A 21,460-nucleotide genomic window follows, 5' to 3' on the forward strand; every position below is an offset into this window, starting at 1 on the left:
ACCTCTCTAAATAATCCTTTCGATCACAGCGGAAATACCGATGTCCAGAACCCAGAAGTAAAGAGCGATTACTACAATTGTACCGAGAACGATCAATGTGTAGTTTTTCAATTCCTTACGGCTAGGCCAGCGAACTTTTTTGAGTTCACTCCAGCTCTCAGTGAAAAAGGAAAACAAAGACTTGAAACTACGTTTCACGCCGACTACACCTCCAAAGACTATCTGGTTTCGCGATGAGGAGTTTGCTCGTTACAGAACTTGCAAAATTTCTTCATCTCCAAGCGGTCGGGGTGATTTCGCTTGTTTTTGGTTGTCGCATAGTTTCTTTGTTTGCAACTTGTACAAGCCAAAGTGATAATTACCCGCATGATGTGCACCTCCCGAAGACGTCCCTCTAACTATGAAATTAGAAGACGCAAATATTGATCCTAAAAAAAGCCGCGAATTTAGGCCTACCTAAAACACTTTAGCATAATGTCAACCTCTGTGTCAACGAAAGATTTCCCCCATCGCGTTGGGTAATTTCGGGTGCTGAAGCCTTATTGCGTACGTAGTCTCTGGCCTTACCTTTTCACGCCAAATCACTGTCCATCCTGTAAGATCAGAATCCATAATTGCATGAACCCTCTTCAGATCCTCCAGGAGAATCTGCCGTTATAGCCCGCCGATAAAACGAAGGTCTTCTTTTTTTGGGATTGACTTATCCATTACTACCTATCATTATGGAGCATTTGCACTGTCTATAAACCTGCTGTCGACGGCAACGGACTATAATCTCGTGTCAATTCAATTGAACAATCTCAAAACACTAAAAAAAGACTCGATGTCCGAGCCTTTCCTGTACATTGTATCATCAATTGTCACGCACTTCCAGATATCTTTCCAATTTCCGTTTCACTCGCTGCAAAGCATTGTCAATCGACTTCACATGACGCTTCAAATCCTCAGCAATCTCCTGATAGGACCGTCCGTCCAGATAGAGCATTAGAACCTTACGTTCCAGATCACTCAGAATCTCGGCCATCTTATCTTCCAGACCAATGAACTCTTCCTGGTTAATAATCAATTCTTCCGGATCAAGCACCTGTGTTCCACAAATGACATCCATCAGTGTCCGGTCTGAATCCTCATCGTAGATTGGCTTGTCCAATGAGACATAGGAATTGAGCGGAATATGCTTCTGACGGGTAGCTGTCTTAATTGCGGTAATAATCTGACGGGTGATGCAGAGCTCGGCAAACGCCTTGAATGAAGAAAGCTTGTCGCCCTTGAAATCACGAATCGCCTTGTATAGGCCTATCATGCCTTCTTGTACGATATCTTCACGGTCTGCCCCAATCAGAAAATATGAACGGGCTTTGGCACGGACAAAATTGCGGTACTTGTTAATTAAATGCTCCAATGCGCCACTGTCGCCACCACGGAAGATCTCGACAATTTCTTCATCGCTTATGAAATCATACTCGGATAGCATTATTTCCTTGAGGTCGACACTCACCAAGAATCCCCCCGGCTGCAACGCAAGACACATCGTTACTTCGCGAAATATAGGATCAGTATATATTATGTTACCTTACACCGTCAACCGCAGATTGTCCAAAATCAATCTTCAATAACATATTATGGTATTTTACGCGAAAACGCTTCAATTTCCGTCCCTCTACTGACGGCGCCAGTCCTCCAGCCGTTTGCGAACTTCAGGCGGCAGCTTTTCTTCCAGTGAATGCCTGTTGGAACTGATGCTCCCGGGCTCGATGGCCTTCTTAACCTGTTTCTGGTTTTCTTCGATTTCCAGCCGCAGCTCACGGGCTGATATCCGTAGCGCTCCTTGCGCAAAGATGACATGCTGCTCCACAAAATCGCTGGTCGCCACATAAATCTGCCGTCTGCGGTGATTGAACTCACCGACCAGCCGTTCAATGCATTCATCTGCCGTTTCTTTTTCCTTGGTGAAGAACACCTGGACTTTCCCCTGCACAAAGGATTTACCCAGTCCCGGCACACGGTACGCATCAAAAACGGCTATGACACGCAGCCCGGAAAACGCCTGATATTCAGCCAGCATATCCAGCAGCCGGTCGCGCGCTCCCTGCATTCCTATAAGTGACAATGCGGCAAGATCAGGCCAGCCGCCAATCATATTGTAGCCATCCACAAGAAGAATATCGCGCCAGTCGGCCATATCTATCCTTGCTGATGCCGGCGGCGAAGCACCTCGTACATAATAACGCCTGCGGCAACTGAAGCATTTAGCGAATTGATCTTCCCGGCCATCGGCAACTTCAGCAGCACATCGCATTTCTCCCGGATCAGGCGGCCCATTCCTTTATTCTCATTCCCGATTACCACGGCTACCGGACCTGTAAATATATCAGAAGCATACAGATTCTGATCCGTATCCACATCGGTTCCAACCACCCAGACCCCAAGCTCCTTGAGGCGATCAATGGTCTGTCCGAGGTTGGTTACGCGTGCGACTGGTACATATTCAACAGCTCCTGCAGAAGTTTTGGACACCGTCGCCGTGATTTGTGCAGACCGCCGTTTCGGCACAATAACTCCGTGCACACCGGTGCAGTCGGCTGTTCTGAGGATGGAGCCCAGATTATGCGGATCCTCAATTTCATCAAGCAGAATCAGAAACGGCGGTTCTCCCTTAGCTTCTGCCGCTGCCAAAATATCCGCAACCTCTGCATAGGCAAAGGGTGCCGCTTGTGCTACTACCCCTTGGTGCTGTACTCCAGGTGCAAGCTGGTCCAGCTTTCTTTTATCCACATGCTGGATCACTATTCCCGCTTTACGCGCTTCAGCAATAATAGGTGCTGTTAAGTGCTTTTGCGCTGTTTCGGCGATCCATATCTTATTGAGTGTACGACCGGCACGAAGCGCTTCAAGCACTGAATGCTTGCCCGCCAATATTTCCTCTTCTGTCCTTAATTCTTCCATGTTCATGCCTCCTGTACTAATATCTATACCCTTATAGCCTTACTTAGTCCGGTTCATCATATACTGTATACTGCTGTCAACGAGTTCTTGGATTCGGGCTTGCTGGCCTGTGTAATACAAATGACCGATTAGGCACTCAAAGGCAGTAGCATGCCGGTATTCCAGCACATCTGCATTTTTGGGAATGGTTCCGGATTTGGCATTCCGTCCTTGCCGGGCAACATCCTTCTCTTCATCTGTAAGCATCGGCTCCAGATAAGTAAGGATTGTGCTCTGCGCTTTGGCCGAGACCAGTCCGGTCGCAGTACGATGCAAATGGTTCGGACGCAGATTCGGCAGCGAGATCAAATACTGGCGAACCGCCACTTCATAGATAGCATCACCAGCATACGCCAGAACCAGCGGAGAGAGGAGTCGGACCGGCTTGGAGGGCTCATAGGGAAACCAGGCACTCTCCAGATTAAATGGTCCGCTCATTTCCGCCGCCACCGCATTCCTTGTGGAGTATCCTCAAGCAGAATGCCCATTGCATTCAGCTCATCACGGATCTCATCGGAGCGTCCCCAGTTCTTGTTCTTTCGTGCTTCGGCACGTTCAGCGATCAGTCTTTCTACTTCTTCTCCAGCGACCTCTTCCTCAATCTCCGGGGTCAGGCGCAGCACACCATTCATTTCGGCAAAAGCTTGCAGCAGCGCAGCGAAGTCCGCAGACAACGCTTCTGAATTTGCAAGCGTATTGTTCGCAAGACTTACCCAGTCAAACATAGCAGTAATGGCATCAGGAGTGTTAAAGTCATCCTGCATCTTGGCATGGAAGTTGCCTACAATGGCAGCCAACCGTTCTGTCATCTGCCCGCTTGCCTGGCCTTTGGCCCCTTCTGGATCAAGCTCAAGCCGGTGCTTCACATTACTCTCCGCAAATGCGATACGCTCAGCGCTTTTTTCTGCGGACAGCATGGATTCTTCAGTAAAATTCAGCGGATTGCGGTAATGGGTTGAAAGCATGAAATAACGGATCGTCCCTGCCTTGAAGCGCTGGCGGATATCCTTCACCAGCAAACCGTTGCCGAGCGATTTCGACATTTTTTCATCACCGATGTTAATGAACCCGTTGTGCATCCAGTAGTTAGATAGCGGCTTGCCGCTCAACGCTTCTGTCTGAGCGCATTCGCACTCATGGTGCGGGAACTGCAGATCCTGTCCGCCGCCATGAATATCAATCGTGTCGCCAAGAAACTCACGGGCCATGGCCGAGCATTCGATATGCCAACCAGGACGTCCGTCTCCCCATGGGCTGCTCCAATGGATTTCTCCTGGCTTCGCTGCTTTCCAGAGGACAAAATCCTCGGGTTTTTCTTTACGCGAGTCTACTTCCACCCGAATACCGAAGTGCAGTTCCTCCAAGTTCTGGCGGGACAGCTTGCCGTAATTGGTAAATTTGGATGTACGGTAATAGACGTCACCGCCATTTTCATAGGCATAGCCCTTCTCTTCGAGCTCCTTAATGAACTCAATGATCAACTCCATGCTCTGCGTGACCCGGGGATTCATAGTCGCTGGTTTTACACTAAGCCCTGCAAGGTCCTCCCAATAGGCATTGATAAAGATTTCCGCAACCTCAGCTACTGTAGTGTTCATCTCCTCGGCCTTGCGAATCAGCTTGTCGTCGACATCTGTGAAGTTGGTCACATAATTGACTTCATACCCTATCTGTTCCAGATAGTTCCGGACCGTATCAAAAACAATTACGGGTCTGGCATTTCCGATATGCATATAGCCGTAGACGGTTGGACCGCATACGTACATCTTCACCCTGCCTGATTCCTGCGGGACAAATTGTTCCTTGCTGCGCGTCATTGTGTTGTAGATTTGCAATGCCATGTTTGTTCCCAATCCTTTCTGTTTGACCCCGGATTCTACCGAATTCCGGTATGCTTAAATTTCATAATCACCGATATACTGCTGGCTTTCTATGCGGCGCTGCTCTTGTTTCTGTTTGTCCTCTGTACCTAGCTTTTCTCTGATCTCTTCGATCTCTTTCTGTAAAAAACGCAGGGAATCGATCAGTGGATCCGGCATTTGGGTGTGGTTGAGCCTGTCAGATACCCGTTCGCCATTTCGTTTGACCACCCGTCCAGGATTACCCACAACTGTACTGTTGCTTGGCACTTCACGGAGAACAACCGAATTGGAACCGATATTGCAATTATCGCCGATCCGGAACGATCCCAGTACTTTCGCGCCGGAGCCAATCACAACATTGTTGCCTACGGTCGGATGACGCTTCCCTTTTTCTTTACCCGTTCCCCCGAGAGTAACTCCCTGATAGATAATCACATCATCCCCGATTTCGCAGGTTTCCCCGATCACAATACCCATTCCATGGTCAATAAACAGGCGGTTACCGATCGTTGCCCCTGGATGGATTTCAACACCGGTCATAAATCTGCTGATCTGGGAAACGAGGCGTGCAAGAGTAAACCAGCGCCGTTTATATAAAGAGTGGGCTACCCGGTGTGCCCAAATGGCATGAAGTCCGGCGTAGGTGAAGACAACCTCAAACCAGCTGCGGGCTGCGGGATCGTTGTCGAATACTGCCCGAATGTCCGACTTGATATGCTTAAACATCACGGTTCCCCTCTTCTTTGACTTCCCCGCCTCCTGTTTACAGGTACGCATAAGGAAGGTATTGTCTACAACCCACATTCTCTCTCTATTCATAAATTTCAACAAAAAACGCCCCTGCAGCATAAAGCTGCAGAGACGTTTAACCGTGGTCCCACTCTGCTTGGACTTCGCATGATTCACCGGATTCACATTTCAAAGCCAGTAATTGCTATTGTCCCTCTTGGCGTCTGTAACGGCAACGTTCCCGGCACGGTCTAACATCCCATTGCAGGAACGCTCAACCGAGCAGCTCACAGGCGCATATTCAGCGGCAGACAAATGAATAACTCCCAGCCTGCAAAGGGAAAATCCCTTAGCGGTTATTCTCTCTGGTAATTGCCCTTGTACGCATACTTTTCCTGATCCCAGCTATTATCATATACTTCTATCTTAGCTAAAAGACAACGGACTGACAAGGGGTTCATCTTCCGGTTATTCCTTTTTAAGCCCCTTCGATCTGCGATTTCAGACGTTCGATGACCCGGCTACGGCCCAGCAGAACTATCGTTATATTCAAATCACGCCCATGTGTTTGTCCGGTTAAAGCGACACGGATCGGCATGAACAGCGCTTTGCCTTTATGTCCCGTCTCTTTCTGTACTTCTTTAATCAGGACGGCCATGTTGCTGGCAGTAAAGTCGTCAGTAGCTTCCACCTTATTCAGGAAAGCGGACAAGACTTCAGGAACCTGGCTTTCGGCCAGAATCTGGGCAGCTTCTGTTTCAAGCTCCACATGACTGCGGAAAAACAGCTCGGACAGCTCCACGATGTTCGATGCAGAAGTCATCTGCTCTTGATACAGAGCAACCAGACTTTCCGCCCAGGCCTGCTGTTCCTCACCAAGCGTTTCCGGCAATCTTCCGGCTTTTTGCAAATGTGGAATAGCCAGAGCCGCGATACGCTTTGGATCCGCGTGCTTGATGTAGTGGTTATTCAAATGCGACAGTTTGTTGGTATCGAATACGGCTGGACTCTTGGATAGACGGTTTGCCGTGAAGATGGAGATCAGCTCATCTTTGCTGAAAATCTCCTCTTCGCCCTCCGGTGACCAACCGAGCATTGCGATAAAATTGAACAGCGCCTCAGGTAAATAGCCCAGCTGATCGTACTGCTCAATGAACTGAATAATGGATTCGTTGCGTTTGCTCAGCTTCTTGTGGTCATCACCGACAATCAGGGTCATGTGTCCAAACAGCGGCGCTTCCCAGCCCAGGGCTTCATAAATCATCAATTGACGCGGTGTATTCGAGATATGGTCTTCCCCGCGTAATACATGAGTGATTTCCATCAGATGATCATCCACAGCCACAGCGAAGTTATAGGTTGGTATTCCATCCTTCTTCACAATGACAAAGTCGCCCATTTCCTTGGTATTAAAAGAAATGCTGCCCTTAACGATATCATCAAAGGTATAAGTGCGGTCCTCAGGCACACGGAAGCGGATACTTGCTATACGTCCTTCTGCTTCATAGGCCTGGCGCTGCTCTACAGTCAAATTCCGGTGTTTGCCGGAATAACGTGGAGTCTCGCCTCTAGCGGTCTGCTCCTCACGTTCCGCTTCCAGCTCTTCTTCTGTGCAGTAGCAGCGGTATGCAAGACCACGGTCCAGCAGGTCCTGCCAGTATATGCGGTACAGATCCAAACGTTCTGTTTGGCGATAAGGACCATATTCACCGCCGACATCGACACTCTCATCCCAATCCATTCCCAGCCATTTCAAATATTTGAGCTGGCTTTCTTCCCCTTCAGCAATATTACGCTTTACGTCCGTATCTTCGATCCGGATAATGAATTTGCCGCCCAGATTACGGGCGAACAAATAATTGAATAACGCCGTTCTGGCATTTCCGATATGTAAATGTCCCGTAGGGCTTGGTGCGTAACGCACCCGGACTTGACCCGTCATGTCATTCCCTCCGCTTCATAATGGTTAAAATTAGGCTGCAAACAGCCATCTCAAGATGATATCACATCTTGGAGCAGACAGACAATAGATTGTGCTGCAATCCCTTCTCCACGCCCGGTAAAGCCAAGTTGTTCGGTAGTGGTTGCTTTGACATTCACCTTGGATGTCTCAGCTCCCAGTGCCTTAGCGATAACCTCAATCATTTGCGGGATATAAGGTGCCATCTTAGGCTTTTGGGCAATAATAGTAGAATCAATATTCCCAAGCTTATAACCGCGTTCACGGGCAAGCGCCCATACATGCTCCAGCAGCTTCAGACTATCCGCATCCTTAAAGGCCGGGTCCGTATCGGGAAAATGTCTGCCGATATCGCCAAGTCCCAAGGCTCCCAGAATAGCGTCGCTCACTGCATGCAGCAGCACATCAGCGTCAGAGTGCCCAAGCAGTCCCTTTTCATAAGGAATAGTGACACCGCCAATAATGCACGGCCTGCCTTCCACCAGCTGGTGTACATCAAAACCTTGTCCTACAGCAATCATGTTTGTACCTCTCCCCTGTTTCTTTGTGTAAATTCAGCGAAATCCAGATCCTCCGGTGTGGTGATCTTAATGTTTGCGTAGCTTCCTTCCACTACGGCAACCGGAATACCGCTGCGCTCCGCGAGACTCGAATCATCGGTGCCGAGAAATCCGTCCCGCTCTGCCGACTCATACGCCATAATCAGTTCGGACAGACGAAAAGTCTGCGGGGTCTGAATCGCCCACAGACTTCGCCGATCGGGTGTGGACAGCACTTTGCCCTCCCCGTCCACCTGCTTGATCGTATCTTTTACGGGTACAGCAAGCACTGAGGCACCGATCTCTTTGGCATACTCGTAACAGGCAGTAATTTCTTCCTCCTGCACAAATGGACGGACACCGTCATGAACCATTACCCAGGTGGTCCCCAGTTTTCTCAGACCCAAATGAACAGAATGCTGGCGTTCGGAGCCTCCTGTCACTACAGATGACACTTTGTCAAGCTTGTAGGCCTTTACCCACTCCCGGCAGCGATCCACATCCTCTTGGCCCGTAACCAGTACGATTTCAGAGATGAGCGGATGCCGTTGAAACACCTCCAGGGTATGAACGATAATCGGTTTCCCCTGCAGCAGCAAATATTGCTTGCTCTCCGCAGTCCCCATTCTTGTTCCTCTGCCCGCCGCGACAATCACGGCACCTACACTGTTTGACATTCTGCCCTTCTCCTGCCCTTCACGTATACCCCCATCATAACGTGTTTGGCGGCTATTTCCAACCCATTGGAGAAGCTTTCACTGCTCTGAAACCGTTTATTGCGCTTTTTCCATCAGCTTCGGCTTGGCAAAGATCATGCGTCCCGCCGAAGTCTGCAGCACACTAGTTACCAGAACCTCCATCGTTGTACCGATGTATTCGCGGCCGCCCTCGACCACAATCATTGTTCCGTCATCAAGATAGGCAACCCCTTGTCCATGCTCCTTGCCATCTTTAATAACCTGGACTATGATCTCTTCACCAGGCAGGACCACCGGCTTCACCGCATTGGCCAGATCATTGATATTGAGAACCGACACGCCTTGCAGCTCACACACCTTGTTAAGGTTAAAGTCATTGGTTACTACCTTGCCCCGCAGCACTTTAGCCAGTTTGACCAGTTTACTGTCCACTTCGGAGATTTCTTCAAAATCACCTTCGTAGATCAGCACCTTCACATCCAGCTCTTTTTGGATTTTGTTGAGGATATCCAATCCGCGACGTCCGCGGTTGCGTTTCAGCAGATCCGATGAATCGGCAATATGCTGAAGCTCCTCCAGAACAAATTCCGGGATTACGATGGTTCCTTCAATGAAACCCGTCTTGCAGATATCCGCGATCCGTCCGTCTATAATGACACTTGTATCCAGAATCTTATGCTCTTCCAAGCCGCGGCCTTCCGGTTCTGCAGCCTGTCCCCAGCGCCCGATTGTCCATAGAGAGGCCAACTCTTCTTTCTTTTCCAGCCCGACCCGGAGACCCATGTACCCAAACGTAAGCGTTGCAGCGACCTGCAGCAGCTCTCCTGCCTTTCCAAGCCAAACCATGGCAGGATATAGCAGCAGGGACAAGAGAAGGCCTCCCGTAAGCCCAGCAGCGCCTGCAGCCAATTCATTCATGGGGATGCGCGAACAATACAATACCGCCTCCCGCAGTTTAGAACCTCCCCATTCCGCGCATAAAGTCCCCGCAAACAAAAAAATAATGGCTCCCAGCACTGCAAACAAAATGCTTCCCTGCACAGGCAAGCTATTCCCCAGTTTTCCCATTCCCTCCGGGAATCCTCTTTCTGCCGCATGGTATAATGTATACCCTGACCAGGCTCCGCAAAGTGCGGCAAGCATCAAAATCATTTTTTTCCACATTACCTCTGGCACCTCCTTATTATTCATCCTAAAATGATCTATACATCACCAGTATGTTCCAATTTTTAGGACGGTAATCCGGGGGAACGTTATTTTTTCTGACACTGAACAATATCGTTGCTGCAAAGGCAACCGTAAACTTCTAATACTGGTTGAAAACAGGGGAAGGACTGACATATAATGAACTCAATTACGAACCCAGGGGTGAATGGAAAATGAGCGCACCAAGTTTACAGGCCTTCCAGGATCAAGTCTCCGAACTGCTGCTCCGTCACCGTAGTCTTCTGGATGTAATGTCCAAGAACGGGCAGAGCAGCGCTTCCGTCAATCGTGCAGTCGTCAAAGCCATTACCGAATGCGGCTGTATTCAGCTGCACGCAAAGAAACAGATATTTGAGCCTGGTCTAGGGCTTGAACAAGCCAAGGAGCTTGCAGGAACCCATCTTGAAGGCGAACTGTGCGAGAACTGCCGTGAGGTGGTTGCGTCGGAGCTGGGCCGTGAGCTGTTCTATATGTCTGCTCTCTGCAATTTGCTTAACATTAATATGGACGAGGTTGTAGAAAAGGAGTCACAGAAATGTGCTACTCTGGGATTGTTTAACTTCTCCTGAATAGCCTGAAGCGCTCTTTCCATCCGCCAGATCGGCAAAAAGGCTTCGCCATCCACTGATTCCAGGGAATGGCAAAGCCTCTTTTCCTTACATATATAATTATTAAAATCCTATAGTTCTCTTGAGCATGTTAGTCCCGCAGCAACTTATTATCCATTTTTGGAGTGATATATTTTATCTTCTGAACGCCGTCTACGACGGTGACGGCGACGAGCCGTCAGCCGGTCGATATTTTGTTTAAAACCATACAATGCATACAATGCAAGAAGTACAAAGATTAGCTTGGCGATTTGCTCGGGAAAAATCACGGCAACCGCAACAGCTATAACAATCACAACAGGGGCGCCAACAACCGCCTTTTTGGGCAGGCCCACTTTTTTAAAATTCGGATATTTAACCGTGCTGACCATAAGATAAGACAGCAGCAGCGTAACTACAATCATAAATGGGGCCGATACATCCTTATGAAAAAGCGCTAGTGTAGCCAGCACCCCTCCCGCAGCCGGAATCGGCAACCCGACAAAATATCCAGGGATACCGGGACGGACATTAAAACGGGCCAAACGAAGCGCACCGAATACCGGGAAAATCGCCGTTACGGTCCAGCCTAATGCAGAATTCAAATCCTGCAGGCTAGTGATGTACATGATCAGCGCCGGCGCAACTCCAAAGGAAACGACATCGGATAATGAGTCCAGCTCCTTGCCAAATTCACTTTCGCATTTCAGCGCCCGTGCAACACGACCATCCAACCCGTCTAACAGCATAGCGATAATCACCATGATAGCGGCCATGCTCAGTTTACCGTCAAACGCCATCATGATACCAAACATTCCAAGCATTAAGTTACCGATGGTAAACAAACTCGGAATTGATTTTTGTATCATTTCTTCACCTCTATTTTCCTACTATTGAGCAACAACGTCTCCAATATTACGTGATTGTATGTTATTTACATTTGCCTGTCAATAAGAACTTGTTTCTGCAGCCGTTTGAGTCCGTCCTGAATATTACGGGCACGCACTTCGCCGATACCGTCCACCTCATCCAATTCTGCAATGCTCGCCGTCATCAGGTTAGGCAGCATTTCAAACCTTTCCACCAGATTGTGTATAATCACATTAGGCAGTCTTGGGATTTTGTTCAGCAAGCGGTAGCCACGCGGCGTTACCACTTCCTCCGAAGCAATCGCCGTAGATGAATATCCCAGCAATCGGGCAATATGGTTGTCATCCATCAGATCGTCGTCGCTGGTTCGCTTGAGTCCGGAGATGATTTCGCGGATTTTGTCCTCCTGTTCCTCTCTTGCATAGTCTCTGTACAGAAGCCATGCTTCTTCCTCTGTATTTCCAACCAGTTCTTCCATTTGCATGCTGATCAGGCGTCCTTCATTGCCGAGCTCGTTGATATAGCGTTTGATTTCCATCTTGATCCGAAGCACCATCTCCACGCGTTGGATGACTCCAACCACCTCAGCGACAGTGACAATCCCTTCATACTCGGAAGCAGACAGATTGGTCAAACTCTGTGTTAGCACTGCTCTGTACTTCTCCAGAGTTTGGATCGCCTGATTGGCCTTGGCCAGGATCGAACCGATTTCTTTGAGCGCATACCGGATGGAGCCTTGGTACAGTGTGATTATATTGCGGCGTTGGGAAATGGAAACCACCAGCTTGCCGGTTTGCTTGGCAACACGCTCTGCTGTACGGTGCCGGATTCCTGTCTCGATTGAGGAGATGGAGGAATCTGGAATCAGTTGCGTATTTGCGTACAGAATCCGTTTCAAATCCTCGCTTAAAATAATCGCACCGTCCATTTTGGCCAGCTCATACAAGTAATTGGGTGAAAAATCACAGTTGATCGAAAAGCCGCCATCGACAACTTCCATCACTTCAGGGCTATATCCGACAACAATGAGCGCTCCTGTCTTTGCCCGCAGCACATTTTCCAGCCCTTCCCGGAAAGGTGTTCCCGGTGCCGCCATTCTGAGCAGATCGTTCATATTTTCTAATTCCTTTGTCATTCTGTGCCCCCTAATCTAACGCGACCGCTAGTGCATCTGCTACGGTGCTGACGCCAATAATCTGGATATCCTGCGGATGCTTCCAGCCCTTCATGCTTTTCTCGGGCATAATGACTCTCCGGAACCCAAGCTTGGCTGCCTCTTTCACACGCGTTTCCGCACGTGAGACCCCTCTTACTTCTCCCGTAAGTCCAACTTCACCAAAAAAAACATCATAAGGCTTAGTTGAAATATCCCGGAAGCTGGAGGCGATACTAATGGCAACTGCCAAATCAATAGCCGGCTCATCCAACTTTACCCCACCAGCCACATTCAAGTAAGCATCCTGGTTTTGCAAAAACATCCCCATCCGCTTCTCCAGAACGGCAATGATCAGAGCCATCCGTTGATGGTCCATACCTGTACACATCCGCCGTGGTGAAGGGAAGTGGGTAGCTGCTACAAGTGCCTGAAGCTCAACAAGCACCGGCCGGGTTCCCTCCATGCTGGCTACAACCGCTGACCCAGCAACTCCGAGCGGACGCTCCGACAAGAACAGCTCAGAAGGATTCTCCACTTCCGTAAGCCCGATTTCTCCCATTTCAAAAATCCCGATCTCATTTGTGGATCCAAACCGGTTCTTGACTGCACGCAGCAAACGGTACGTATGATGACGCTCCCCTTCAAAATAGAGAACACAATCGACCATATGTTCCAGCATGCGTGGCCCTGCAATTGCCCCTTCTTTCGTTACATGTCCTACAAGGACCGTAGCAATCCCGCGAATTTTGGCGATCCGCATGAATCTTGTCGTACATTCCCGAACCTGTGTCACACTGCCGGGTGCGCTTGTTACCTCAGGCATAAATACAGTCTGAATAGAGTCAATGACCAGGAACTGGGGCTGAATCTGCTCAATCGCTTCTTCAATGCTCTCCATATTAGTCTCACACAGCACATAAAGCTCTGCAGAAAGCGCCCCAAGGCGATCCGCACGAAGCTTTGTTTGCCGGACCGATTCTTCTCCTGAAATGTACAGCACCCGTAATCCCTGGGTTGTCAGCGCATGCGAAGTCTGCAGCAGGAGCGTCGACTTACCAATCCCCGGATCTCCACCTACCAGCACCAGAGAACCGGGAACAATCCCTCCCCCCAGCACACGGTTAAGCTCTCCAATGCCTGTCAGGATACGCGGCTCTTTGTCACTTTCTATATTTATGATCGATTGCGCCTTTTCTTTACTTTGAAAAATCGGTGCATTCATACCTTGTGTTTTGACTACAATTTCTGTCTCTTCCACCATGGAGTTCCAAGCCTGGCAGCCGGGACATTTCCCGAACCATTTTGGCGATTCATAGCCGCATTCGGTACAAAAAAATTTAGTTTTTGGTTTTGCCATGTGCTCTCCTATCCGTCCGAACTTGCTAAAATTGCGGATAAATTTCTCTTACTCAAAGTTTACCATTTCTGCACACTGAACGGAAGGTCACTTAAGATCTACTTTTGAATCTTACTTCATTAACCTGCCTGAATGATTGCTTAATTAAACATCGAGGTACCTTTACGCAAAAAAGCCCCCACTTCTCCATACGGAGAAGCGGAAGCTTTGTTTCAACCAAGTAAAGGTTATTCTGTTCCAACCTCATTTTCCTGTGTAACAGCAATCGGAGTTTCCACTTTTGTTACTATAAGTTCACCATTAACTTCATCAATGTTAAGGGAATCCCCTTTTTGAATGTTGCCCTTCAGCAGTTCCTCGGAGAGACGGTCTTCGATGTGCTTCTGAATCGCCCGACGTAGCGGACGCGCACCGAAGGCTGGATCATAGCCCTCTTTGGCCAGGAATGCTTTAGCTCCATCTGTGAGCACAAAGTCCACATCATACTCACGCAGCCGCTTGCGCAATTCCTCGGACATAAGCGTAACAATTTCGGCAATGTGTTTTTCATCCAGGGAGTGGAAGACGATGATTTCGTCAATACGGTTCAGGAACTCAGGGCGGAAGCTCTTCTTCAGCTCTTCCATAACTTTACCCTTCATGTTGGTGTAATCCGCTCCGGCATCCTGTACAGCTGTAAAGCCAAGTGTCGAGTTCTTCTTGATCGCCTGCGCTCCGACATTGGAGGTGAGGATGATCAGTGTGTTGCGGAAATCGACAACACGACCTTTCGAATCGGTCAGACGGCCGTCTTCCAGCACCTGCAGCAGAATGTTGAATACTTCCGGATGAGCTTTTTCAATTTCGTCCAAAAGCACAACAGAATATGGTTTGCGGCGAACCTTCTCGGTCAATTGCCCGCCTTCTTCATAGCCCACATACCCTGGAGGCGCTCCGACCAAACGGGAAGTGGAATGCTTCTCCATATACTCTGACATGTCGATACGGATTACCGCATTCTCGTCACCGAACATGGCTTCAGCAAGTGCACGCGCCAGCTCGGTTTTACCAACCCCTGTTGGTCCCAGGAAGATAAACGAACCCATTGGACGTTTTGGGTCTTTGAGGCCTGCACGCGCCCGGCGGAGTGCCCGGCTGACTGCCTTCACGGCTTCATCCTGACCAATGACACGTTCATGGAGCAGAGCCTCCATGTTGAGCAGACGGTCAGTCTCTTCTTCCTTCAGCTTGCTGACAGGGATACCTGTCCAGCTGGCTACCACCTGAGCAATATCCTCTGGTGTAACCTGAGAATCAGTCCGGCCTTGTTTTTCTTTCCACTGGTTCTTGGTGGTATCCAATTCCTCACGGATTTTTTGCTCTGTATCACGCAGTGCAGCAGCCTTTTCGAACTCTTGGCTCTGTACAGCAGAATCCTTCTCCTTACGGATATCATCCAGACGCATTTCAAGTTCCTTGAGATTTGGCGGTATCGTGTAAGAGTTGAGTCTTACCTTGGAGCCTGCTTCATCAATCAGGTCAATCGCTTTATCCGGCAGGAAACGATCCGGAATGTAACGGTCTGACAGCTTCACAGCTTCCACGATAGCTTCATCTGTGATCTTCACCCGGTGATGGGCCTCATAGCGGTCACGAAGACCGTATAGAATTTGGACAGCTTCTTCCGGAGACGGCTGATCCACTGTAATAGGCTGGAACCGGCGCTCAAGAGCTGCGTCTTTCTCGATATATTTGCGGTATTCGTCCAGTGTGGTGGCACCAATGCACTGCAGTTCTCCACGGGCTAGAGCAGGCTTCAGGATGTTGGAAGCATCAATCGCACCTTCCGCACCTCCAGCACCAATCAGTGTATGCAGCTCATCGATAAAGAGTACAATGTTACCCGCTTGACGAATCTCATCCATAATTTTTTTGAGGCGGTCTTCGAACTCACCGCGGTATTTCGTACCGGCAACTACTGAACCCATATCCAGAGTCATTACGCGCTTGTCACGCAGGGTCTCCGGAATTTCATTGTTGATGATCTTTTGCGCCAAACCTTCGGCAATTGCTGTTTTACCTACCCCAGGTTCACCGATCAAGACCGGATTATTTTTGGTGCGGCGGCTAAGCACTTGAATCACGCGCTCAATTTCCTTGCTGCGGCCAATGACAGGATCCAGATTGCCGTCTTTGGCATAAGCGGTCAGATCGCGGGCCAGGCCATCCAGCGTAGGCGTGCTGACATTGGCTGGAGCACCGCTATGGCTCGAAGTAGCTTCACTGCTGCCCAGAAGCTGCAGAACCTGCTGACGGGCCTTATTCAGGCTGATCCCAAGGTTATTGAGTACACGGGCGGCTACACCCTCGCCTTCGCGGATAAGCCCGAGCAGGATATGCTCTGTTCCGACATAAGTGTGGCCCAGCTTACGAGCTTCATCCATCGACAGCTCGATAACCTTTTTGGCACGAGGAGTATAAGCAATGTTTGTAGGCTGCTCTTGTCCCCGGCCAATCAGTGTTTCCACTTCGTCCTGAATTTTTTCAAGACCCAGACCCAAACCGATCAAAGCCTTAGCGGCAATGCCGTCTCCTTCACGAATCAGGCCGAGCAAAATATGTTCTGTCCCAATGTTATTGTGTCCCAAACGAACGGCTTCTTCCTGCGCCAGCGCAAGCACCTTTTGTGCGCGTTCCGTAAATCTTCCAAACATCATATCCCCTGCACCTCCACGGATAATAAATATCTATAATTAATGTTGTGATCCCAGTGTCTCCCGGAGCAGCTTCGCCCGGTACATATCGAGTTCGGTGGCTGTAAGCTCGTCGCCGAACATTTTTTGCAGAAAACCCGGCTGTGTCTTTACATTCAGCTCGTTGAGGACTGAAATCGACGGTCCTTCCAAAATACCAAGATCAACTCCAAGCCTTAGATCGGAGAGCCGTTGTGCAGACTCTTTTAGCTCCATCACCGCCGCGTACGACAAAATCCCGTAAGAACGTTTGATTCTGTCTGTAATCCGCAAAGCGGAATCTACCAACAGCCGTTCCCGCGCGTTGCGCTCATGCTCAATAATCTGGGTAACTACGCCATGGAGATTCTCGATAATTTCACTTTCTGTCTGGCCAAGCGTGATCTGGTTGGAGATCTGAAAGATATTCCCTACCGCTTCACTGCCTTCACCATAAATCCCTCTCACCGTGAGTCCTACCTGATTGACAGCGGATAAAATCCTGTTGATCTGGTGGGTCATCACAAGTGCGGGCAAGTGGACCATAACCGATGCGCGAAGCCCTGTACCCACATTTGTAGGACAACTGGTCAAATACCCTCTTCGATCATCAAAGGCGTAATTGACTGAGCCTTCAAAGATATCATCAATGGCTGTCGCCCTTACCCAAGCCTCTCTGACCTGCAGACCGGGGAACAGACACTGAATGCGCAAATGGTCTTCTTCGTTGATCATAATACTGACCGACTCGTCCTCATTCAGGATGACTGCGCCACCCCGTGACTCGTTAGCGAGGTTAGGGCTAATGAGATGCTTTTCCACAAGCACCTTTTTGTCCAGCTCATCCAGCTCATCCAGTTTCAAGAGTTGAAAGTTGCCGAAATCCGCAGCTGCTTCTCCTTGGAAAACAGGAGCGAGCTGATCCAGCACCTCTTCCGACTGCTCTGCCGAAGCCAGCAAAGGGAAGGGCAGATGCTCCAGGTTGCGGGCGATCCGCATCCGGCTGCTGATGACGATCTCGGAATGGCTGCCACCGCAGCGCATCCAGTCACTAAGGGCTTGTTCGGTAAACCGGAGACTTGACATGTCGTATCCCCCCTATATATCAAAGACTTTACTCTTGTGGCATTTCTTTTTCAAGCTGGCGGATCTGATCCCTCAGCTCAGCTGCGGTTTCAAATTCCTCCTGTGCGATACTATGCAGCAGTTCCTGCTTCAGTTCATCAATCTGGCGTTTACACATGATCTTTGCTCCGGCACGTTTCGGCAGCTTACCCACATGAGCGGTGCTGCCATGAACCCGTCTGAAGAGCGGGTCCAGCGTACTGTCAAAATATTTATAACAGGAGCTGCAGCCAAAACGACCAAGCTTGCTGAACTGGGAGTAAGTCATTCCGCAATTTTCACATTTCAGACTCTGTACGGTCTGGGCAGCTGCATTTTTCCCCTTGCCTGCTCCTTCCAGATCCAGAAGACCAGACAGCAGACTGTGAATGGAGAATCCTCCAGCAGTTCCAGGAATGAGCTCCCCTTTCTCCCGCGCGCAGCTTTCACATATATGAAACTCCGTCTTCTCTCCGTTCACAATCTTTGTGAAATGGAGTGTTGCCGGTTTGACCCCGCATTCCTGGCAAAGCATAAGCGGTGTCCCTCCTTAAGATTTGACCATTATTTGCCCAATAAAGAGATAAGCATAGCCTTCATTAGCTTGGCACGAATCTCATCCCGGTACGGCAGATTAACCGTCAGGCATTCCCGGGAAACAGCAGCGCGCAATAGGCACGCTTCACGCTTGGTTAGAAACCGGGCCTCCTCCAGCTGATAAATCAGTCCTTCGGCGGAATTTTGATCGATATCTTTTCCGATTGTAGAATTGAGATGTGCGTACAGGGCGACATTCTGGGGCAGCTCAAAACGCTGAATCCGGATGTATCCACCACCGCCACGTTTGCTCTCGACTACATAACCCTTTTCCAAAGTAAAGCGTGTACTAATGACATAATTGATCTGAGACGGCACGCATGAGAACTGGTCCGCCAGGTCATTGCGCTGAATTTCCACCGTACCTTCGGGACTTTCATGCAAAATATTCTTCAGATATTGTTCGATAATATCAGAGATATTACGCATCACTCATCCTCCAGTGTTCAAAGCTTATAGTGCAACTGACTGTACATCCGTCCGGCAATGATCTCTATAGAACTTAACCCATGAACAGAGACACGAATCGAAACTACATTCATACCTCAGTACTTAGAGTGCAATACAGCATCATTCCGGAGATATACTAAAAAAGCCATTAATGAAGAGCCTGCCACCATTGTCTCTACTTCCTTCAATAAATTGAATTCGAGCTGCGTTGACTTTGACTTTCTTTGACTTTTTTCATATTATAACACATTCTCACTGAATTCCAAGTGGTTGCTTTTATTTTTTACGTTTTAGGGCAATTGTATTCTAACCATTGTGAATAAACCAAGGTTTTGAATAGTGATTTCGATTGACTTTCATTTGGCAAAAAACTCCCCCAGCTTCATTATGAAGACGGGAGAGTCTTAAATTACAGGATTAGAAAAAATCAAACAATGCCGTTTTCGCCTGCGGGATGACCTTTTCCAGCCATTCCAATTCTGCTGGGTTTGCTTTTAGCTGCCCGTATCTGGCCAGTTCTCCCGGCCGCTTGTACCCTAACAGCAGAACAGTAAGCGTACCTATGGTGCAATTCAGTTCAGCAGAGGCCTTTTCCCCTTCCAAGCAACTTAACGTTGCTGCCCCGTCCTCGGATACAGTCCATAACCACAAGCCATTGTTCCAAGGTGCATGCTCATCTTCAATATACAGAGTTCTACTCTCAAGGTTGTTAACGGGTCGGAAGTTGAAGTTCTCCACGAACCTTTGTGCATTCACAATCCGCCCCATAAAGTATGGATAATTTTCCTGTGGAATGCGCGGGTCCGGAAGCAAATATGGGAGAATATCATCAGAAGGTACTTGCTTGAGAGAAGCTCCAGTTATCATTGAATCGTGGTTGGCAAGAAATGTCCACAAGCCCTGACGCGCCACTTCGTTCAAGTAAATAAATTCATCAATGATCAGTTCATTATTGATTAGTTTATACAGCACATATCCTTCTGGCTCACCAAGTTTCGAGTAAAAAACACAGTGGTGTATCTGGTCATCCAATACACTCCGCTTCCACCAGTCCGCATCACGCTGCAGAGTACCGTTATATTCAGCGGCAAATCTACTGTAGAGTTCCTCCAATGTATCAAGACCTGCGGAATCACGCTTTACAGTCCCCTGAATTTCAGTTTTCCTTGGAAACTTATCCACTGGTATGGAGTATTTTTTATACTCACAATAGACCTCCCAGCCAAACTTCCGGTAAAAAGGAATCAAAAACGGATGTAAAAAGGACAATGTCTGACCTGCCTCATTCATTGTTTGCAGCGTATGGGATAAAAGCTTGGCTACAAGCCCCTGTCTGCGGTTCTCCGGCCATGTAGAAACCCCGCCTATCCCGCCCATAGGAACGGCCCTGCCTTGTATGTAAACCTGAAGCGGAAGCAATGTCAATTGTGCTCCAAGCACTTCATCTTCGAAGACCCCCCATACTCTTTCCGGCTTAAATTTCAGCTTCTCTTCAGCCCGCTCTTCACCCGCAACCTTATATTTAAAAGCATATTCGGACAAGCTTAGACTTGCTTCAAACTCCTCGGATTTCAATTGCCTGATTTCCACTTCCGCTCACCTCATCATTGTTAGTAATGCCACTCTATGAGAGTATAACAAGCAAAAGGCTCTGTTGCTAATCATCTCGAGAAAAAGGCCCCCACTAAAAGTTATCCACAGAAAAAAACTGAACTAATTCATATTTTTTTGAATTAATTATCCTGCAAAATAGTTATCCACTATTTCCATATACTTGTCCACATAATCCACTTTTTATCCACAAAAACCGTGGATTATCCGGCTTTTCCCTTGACTCATCCACAGAATTATGTATTTGCACCTCAGGAATCCTGGAAACAACGCTCTCTGCAATTGTATCCACATGTGTGTAAGTGTTCTGGACTTACTGAAAATTATCCACAGCTTTTCCACAGCCGTGCACAACGCAAAAAAGCCACTGTTAATAACTCAACAGTGGTCTTATCTGCTTGGCGGCGTCCTACTCTCCCAGGACCCTTCGGTCCAAGTACCATCGGCGCTGGAGGGCTTAACGGTCGTGTTCGGGATGGGTACGCGTGGAACCCCTCCGCTATCGCCACCAAACATGATTTTTCGAAGCTTCCGCTTCTTGAAATCGCTGCGAGAACATATCAGACCTTTGCGGTCGATATCTTGCTCAGGCTGGATCGCCTGAAAACTGAATCCGAAACGAATCTGCGTTTTATCATTTGGATAAGCCCTCGACCGATTAGTATTGGTCAGCTCCATGCATTGCTGCACTTCCACCTCCAACCTATCTACCTCGTGGTCTTCAAGGGGTCTTACTAATTGGGAAATCTCATCTTGAGGGGGGCTTCACGCTTAGATGCTTTCAGCGCTTATCCCGTCCGTACGTAGCTACTCAGCCATGCTCCTGGCGGAACAACTGATGCACCAGCGGTACGTCCATCCCGGTCCTCTCGTACTAAGGACAGCTCCTCTCAAATTTCCTGCGCCCACGACAGATAGGGACCGAACTGTCTCACGACGTTCTGAACCCAGCTCGCGTACCGCTTTAATGGGCGAACAGCCCAACCCTTGGGACCTACTTCAGCCCCAGGATGCGATGAGCCGACATCGAGGTGCCAA

21 protein-coding genes and 2 rRNA genes are annotated in these 21,460 nt (G+C 48.8%); 1 reads left to right on the forward strand and 22 read right to left on the reverse strand.

The window, feature by feature from the left end:
* Positions 1-6: 6 nt before the first annotated feature.
* From secE to A3842_RS18345, 12 genes are all read right to left on the reverse strand, one after another.
* Positions 7-198, reverse strand: a complete 192-nt coding sequence (gene secE / locus A3842_RS18290) for a preprotein translocase subunit SecE (RefSeq protein ID WP_019908206.1) — start codon at positions 196-198, stop codon at positions 7-9.
* 20 nt (positions 199-218) lie between these two features.
* Positions 219-368, reverse strand: a complete 150-nt coding sequence (gene rpmG / locus A3842_RS18295) for a 50S ribosomal protein L33 (protein WP_074086515.1) — start codon at positions 366-368, stop codon at positions 219-221.
* A gap of 485 nt (positions 369-853) precedes the next feature.
* On the reverse strand, positions 854-1,498 hold the full coding sequence (sigH, locus tag A3842_RS18300; RefSeq protein WP_019908203.1) for an RNA polymerase sporulation sigma factor SigH: 645 nt from the start codon (positions 1,496-1,498) through the stop codon (positions 854-856).
* 162 nt (positions 1,499-1,660) lie between these two features.
* Complete coding sequence (locus A3842_RS18305; RefSeq protein ID WP_074086514.1) at positions 1,661-2,182, reverse strand: NYN domain-containing protein; 522 nt, start codon at positions 2,180-2,182, stop codon at positions 1,661-1,663.
* A 2-nt stretch (positions 2,183-2,184) separates the two neighbouring features.
* On the reverse strand, positions 2,185-2,946 hold the full coding sequence (rlmB, locus tag A3842_RS18310; RefSeq protein WP_074086513.1) for a 23S rRNA (guanosine(2251)-2'-O)-methyltransferase RlmB: 762 nt from the start codon (positions 2,944-2,946) through the stop codon (positions 2,185-2,187).
* Positions 2,947-2,985: 39 nt separating this feature from the next.
* Positions 2,986-3,423, reverse strand: coding sequence for a Mini-ribonuclease 3 (locus tag A3842_RS18315; protein WP_074102293.1), 438 nt, complete (start codon positions 3,421-3,423; stop codon positions 2,986-2,988).
* Entirely contained in the window at positions 3,420-4,826 is a 1,407-nt protein-coding gene (gene cysS / locus A3842_RS18320) for a cysteine--tRNA ligase (protein WP_074102294.1), read from the reverse strand. Before cysS ends, A3842_RS18315 begins: the two co-directional genes overlap by 4 nt.
* 54 nt (positions 4,827-4,880) lie before the next feature.
* Positions 4,881-5,573 carry a serine O-acetyltransferase gene (gene cysE / locus A3842_RS18325; protein WP_074102297.1) on the reverse strand — a complete coding sequence of 231 codons (693 nt, stop codon included), beginning with the start codon at positions 5,571-5,573 and terminating at the stop codon, positions 4,881-4,883.
* A gap of 481 nt (positions 5,574-6,054) precedes the next feature.
* Positions 6,055-7,518, reverse strand: coding sequence for a glutamate--tRNA ligase (gltX, locus tag A3842_RS18330; RefSeq protein ID WP_074102295.1), 1,464 nt, complete (start codon positions 7,516-7,518; stop codon positions 6,055-6,057).
* Positions 7,519-7,568: 50 nt separating this feature from the next.
* Positions 7,569-8,057: a 2-C-methyl-D-erythritol 2,4-cyclodiphosphate synthase gene (gene ispF / locus A3842_RS18335; protein ID WP_074086509.1), complete on the reverse strand. Its 489-nt coding sequence runs from the start codon at positions 8,055-8,057 to the stop codon at positions 7,569-7,571.
* Positions 8,054-8,752, reverse strand: a complete 699-nt coding sequence (gene ispD / locus A3842_RS18340) for a 2-C-methyl-D-erythritol 4-phosphate cytidylyltransferase (RefSeq protein ID WP_074086508.1) — start codon at positions 8,750-8,752, stop codon at positions 8,054-8,056. The genes ispF and ispD overlap by 4 nt, the downstream gene beginning before the upstream one ends.
* Positions 8,753-8,848: 96 nt before the next feature.
* Positions 8,849-9,937 (reverse strand): PIN/TRAM domain-containing protein, encoded by a 1,089-nt coding sequence (locus A3842_RS18345; protein ID WP_074086507.1) that lies wholly within the window; start codon positions 9,935-9,937, stop codon positions 8,849-8,851.
* Positions 9,938-10,152: 215 nt separating this feature from the next.
* Between A3842_RS18345 and A3842_RS18350 the strand changes: the two genes are divergently transcribed.
* Entirely contained in the window at positions 10,153-10,548 is a 396-nt protein-coding gene (locus A3842_RS18350) for a nucleoside triphosphate pyrophosphohydrolase family protein (RefSeq protein ID WP_074086506.1), read from the forward strand.
* A 149-nt stretch (positions 10,549-10,697) separates the two neighbouring features.
* Here the strand turns inward: A3842_RS18350 and pssA are convergent, their stop codons facing one another.
* The 10 genes from pssA to A3842_RS18400 all read right to left on the reverse strand — a co-directional run.
* Complete coding sequence (gene pssA / locus A3842_RS18355) at positions 10,698-11,435, reverse strand: CDP-diacylglycerol--serine O-phosphatidyltransferase (RefSeq protein ID WP_074086505.1); 738 nt, start codon at positions 11,433-11,435, stop codon at positions 10,698-10,700.
* A gap of 65 nt (positions 11,436-11,500) precedes the next feature.
* Complete coding sequence (gene disA, locus A3842_RS18360) at positions 11,501-12,571, reverse strand: DNA integrity scanning diadenylate cyclase DisA (protein ID WP_074086504.1); 1,071 nt, start codon at positions 12,569-12,571, stop codon at positions 11,501-11,503.
* Between the two features lie 10 nt (positions 12,572-12,581).
* Positions 12,582-13,949, reverse strand: coding sequence for a DNA repair protein RadA (radA, locus tag A3842_RS18365; protein ID WP_074086503.1), 1,368 nt, complete (start codon positions 13,947-13,949; stop codon positions 12,582-12,584).
* A 227-nt stretch (positions 13,950-14,176) separates the two neighbouring features.
* Complete coding sequence (gene clpC / locus A3842_RS18370) at positions 14,177-16,645, reverse strand: ATP-dependent protease ATP-binding subunit ClpC (RefSeq protein ID WP_074086502.1); 2,469 nt, start codon at positions 16,643-16,645, stop codon at positions 14,177-14,179.
* Between the two features lie 36 nt (positions 16,646-16,681).
* Entirely contained in the window at positions 16,682-17,746 is a 1,065-nt protein-coding gene (mcsB, locus tag A3842_RS18375; RefSeq protein ID WP_074086501.1) for a protein-arginine kinase McsB, read from the reverse strand.
* A 28-nt stretch (positions 17,747-17,774) separates the two neighbouring features.
* Complete coding sequence (gene mcsA, locus A3842_RS18380; RefSeq protein ID WP_074102296.1) at positions 17,775-18,299, reverse strand: protein-arginine kinase activator protein McsA; 525 nt, start codon at positions 18,297-18,299, stop codon at positions 17,775-17,777.
* A gap of 29 nt (positions 18,300-18,328) precedes the next feature.
* Positions 18,329-18,790: a CtsR family transcriptional regulator gene (locus A3842_RS18385; protein WP_025707278.1), complete on the reverse strand. Its 462-nt coding sequence runs from the start codon at positions 18,788-18,790 to the stop codon at positions 18,329-18,331.
* A 438-nt stretch (positions 18,791-19,228) separates the two neighbouring features.
* Positions 19,229-20,401: a GNAT family N-acetyltransferase gene (locus A3842_RS18390; protein WP_074086499.1), complete on the reverse strand. Its 1,173-nt coding sequence runs from the start codon at positions 20,399-20,401 to the stop codon at positions 19,229-19,231.
* A gap of 417 nt (positions 20,402-20,818) precedes the next feature.
* Positions 20,819-20,935: ribosomal RNA gene (gene rrf / locus A3842_RS18395) — 5S ribosomal RNA — on the reverse strand.
* A gap of 125 nt (positions 20,936-21,060) precedes the next feature.
* Positions 21,061-21,460, reverse strand: a 23S ribosomal RNA gene (locus tag A3842_RS18400); the annotation flags it as partial.

The organism is Paenibacillus sp. P3E (assembly GCF_001909045.1).
Lineage (GTDB): Bacteria > Bacillota > Bacilli > Paenibacillales > Paenibacillaceae > Paenibacillus_AQ > Paenibacillus_AQ helianthi.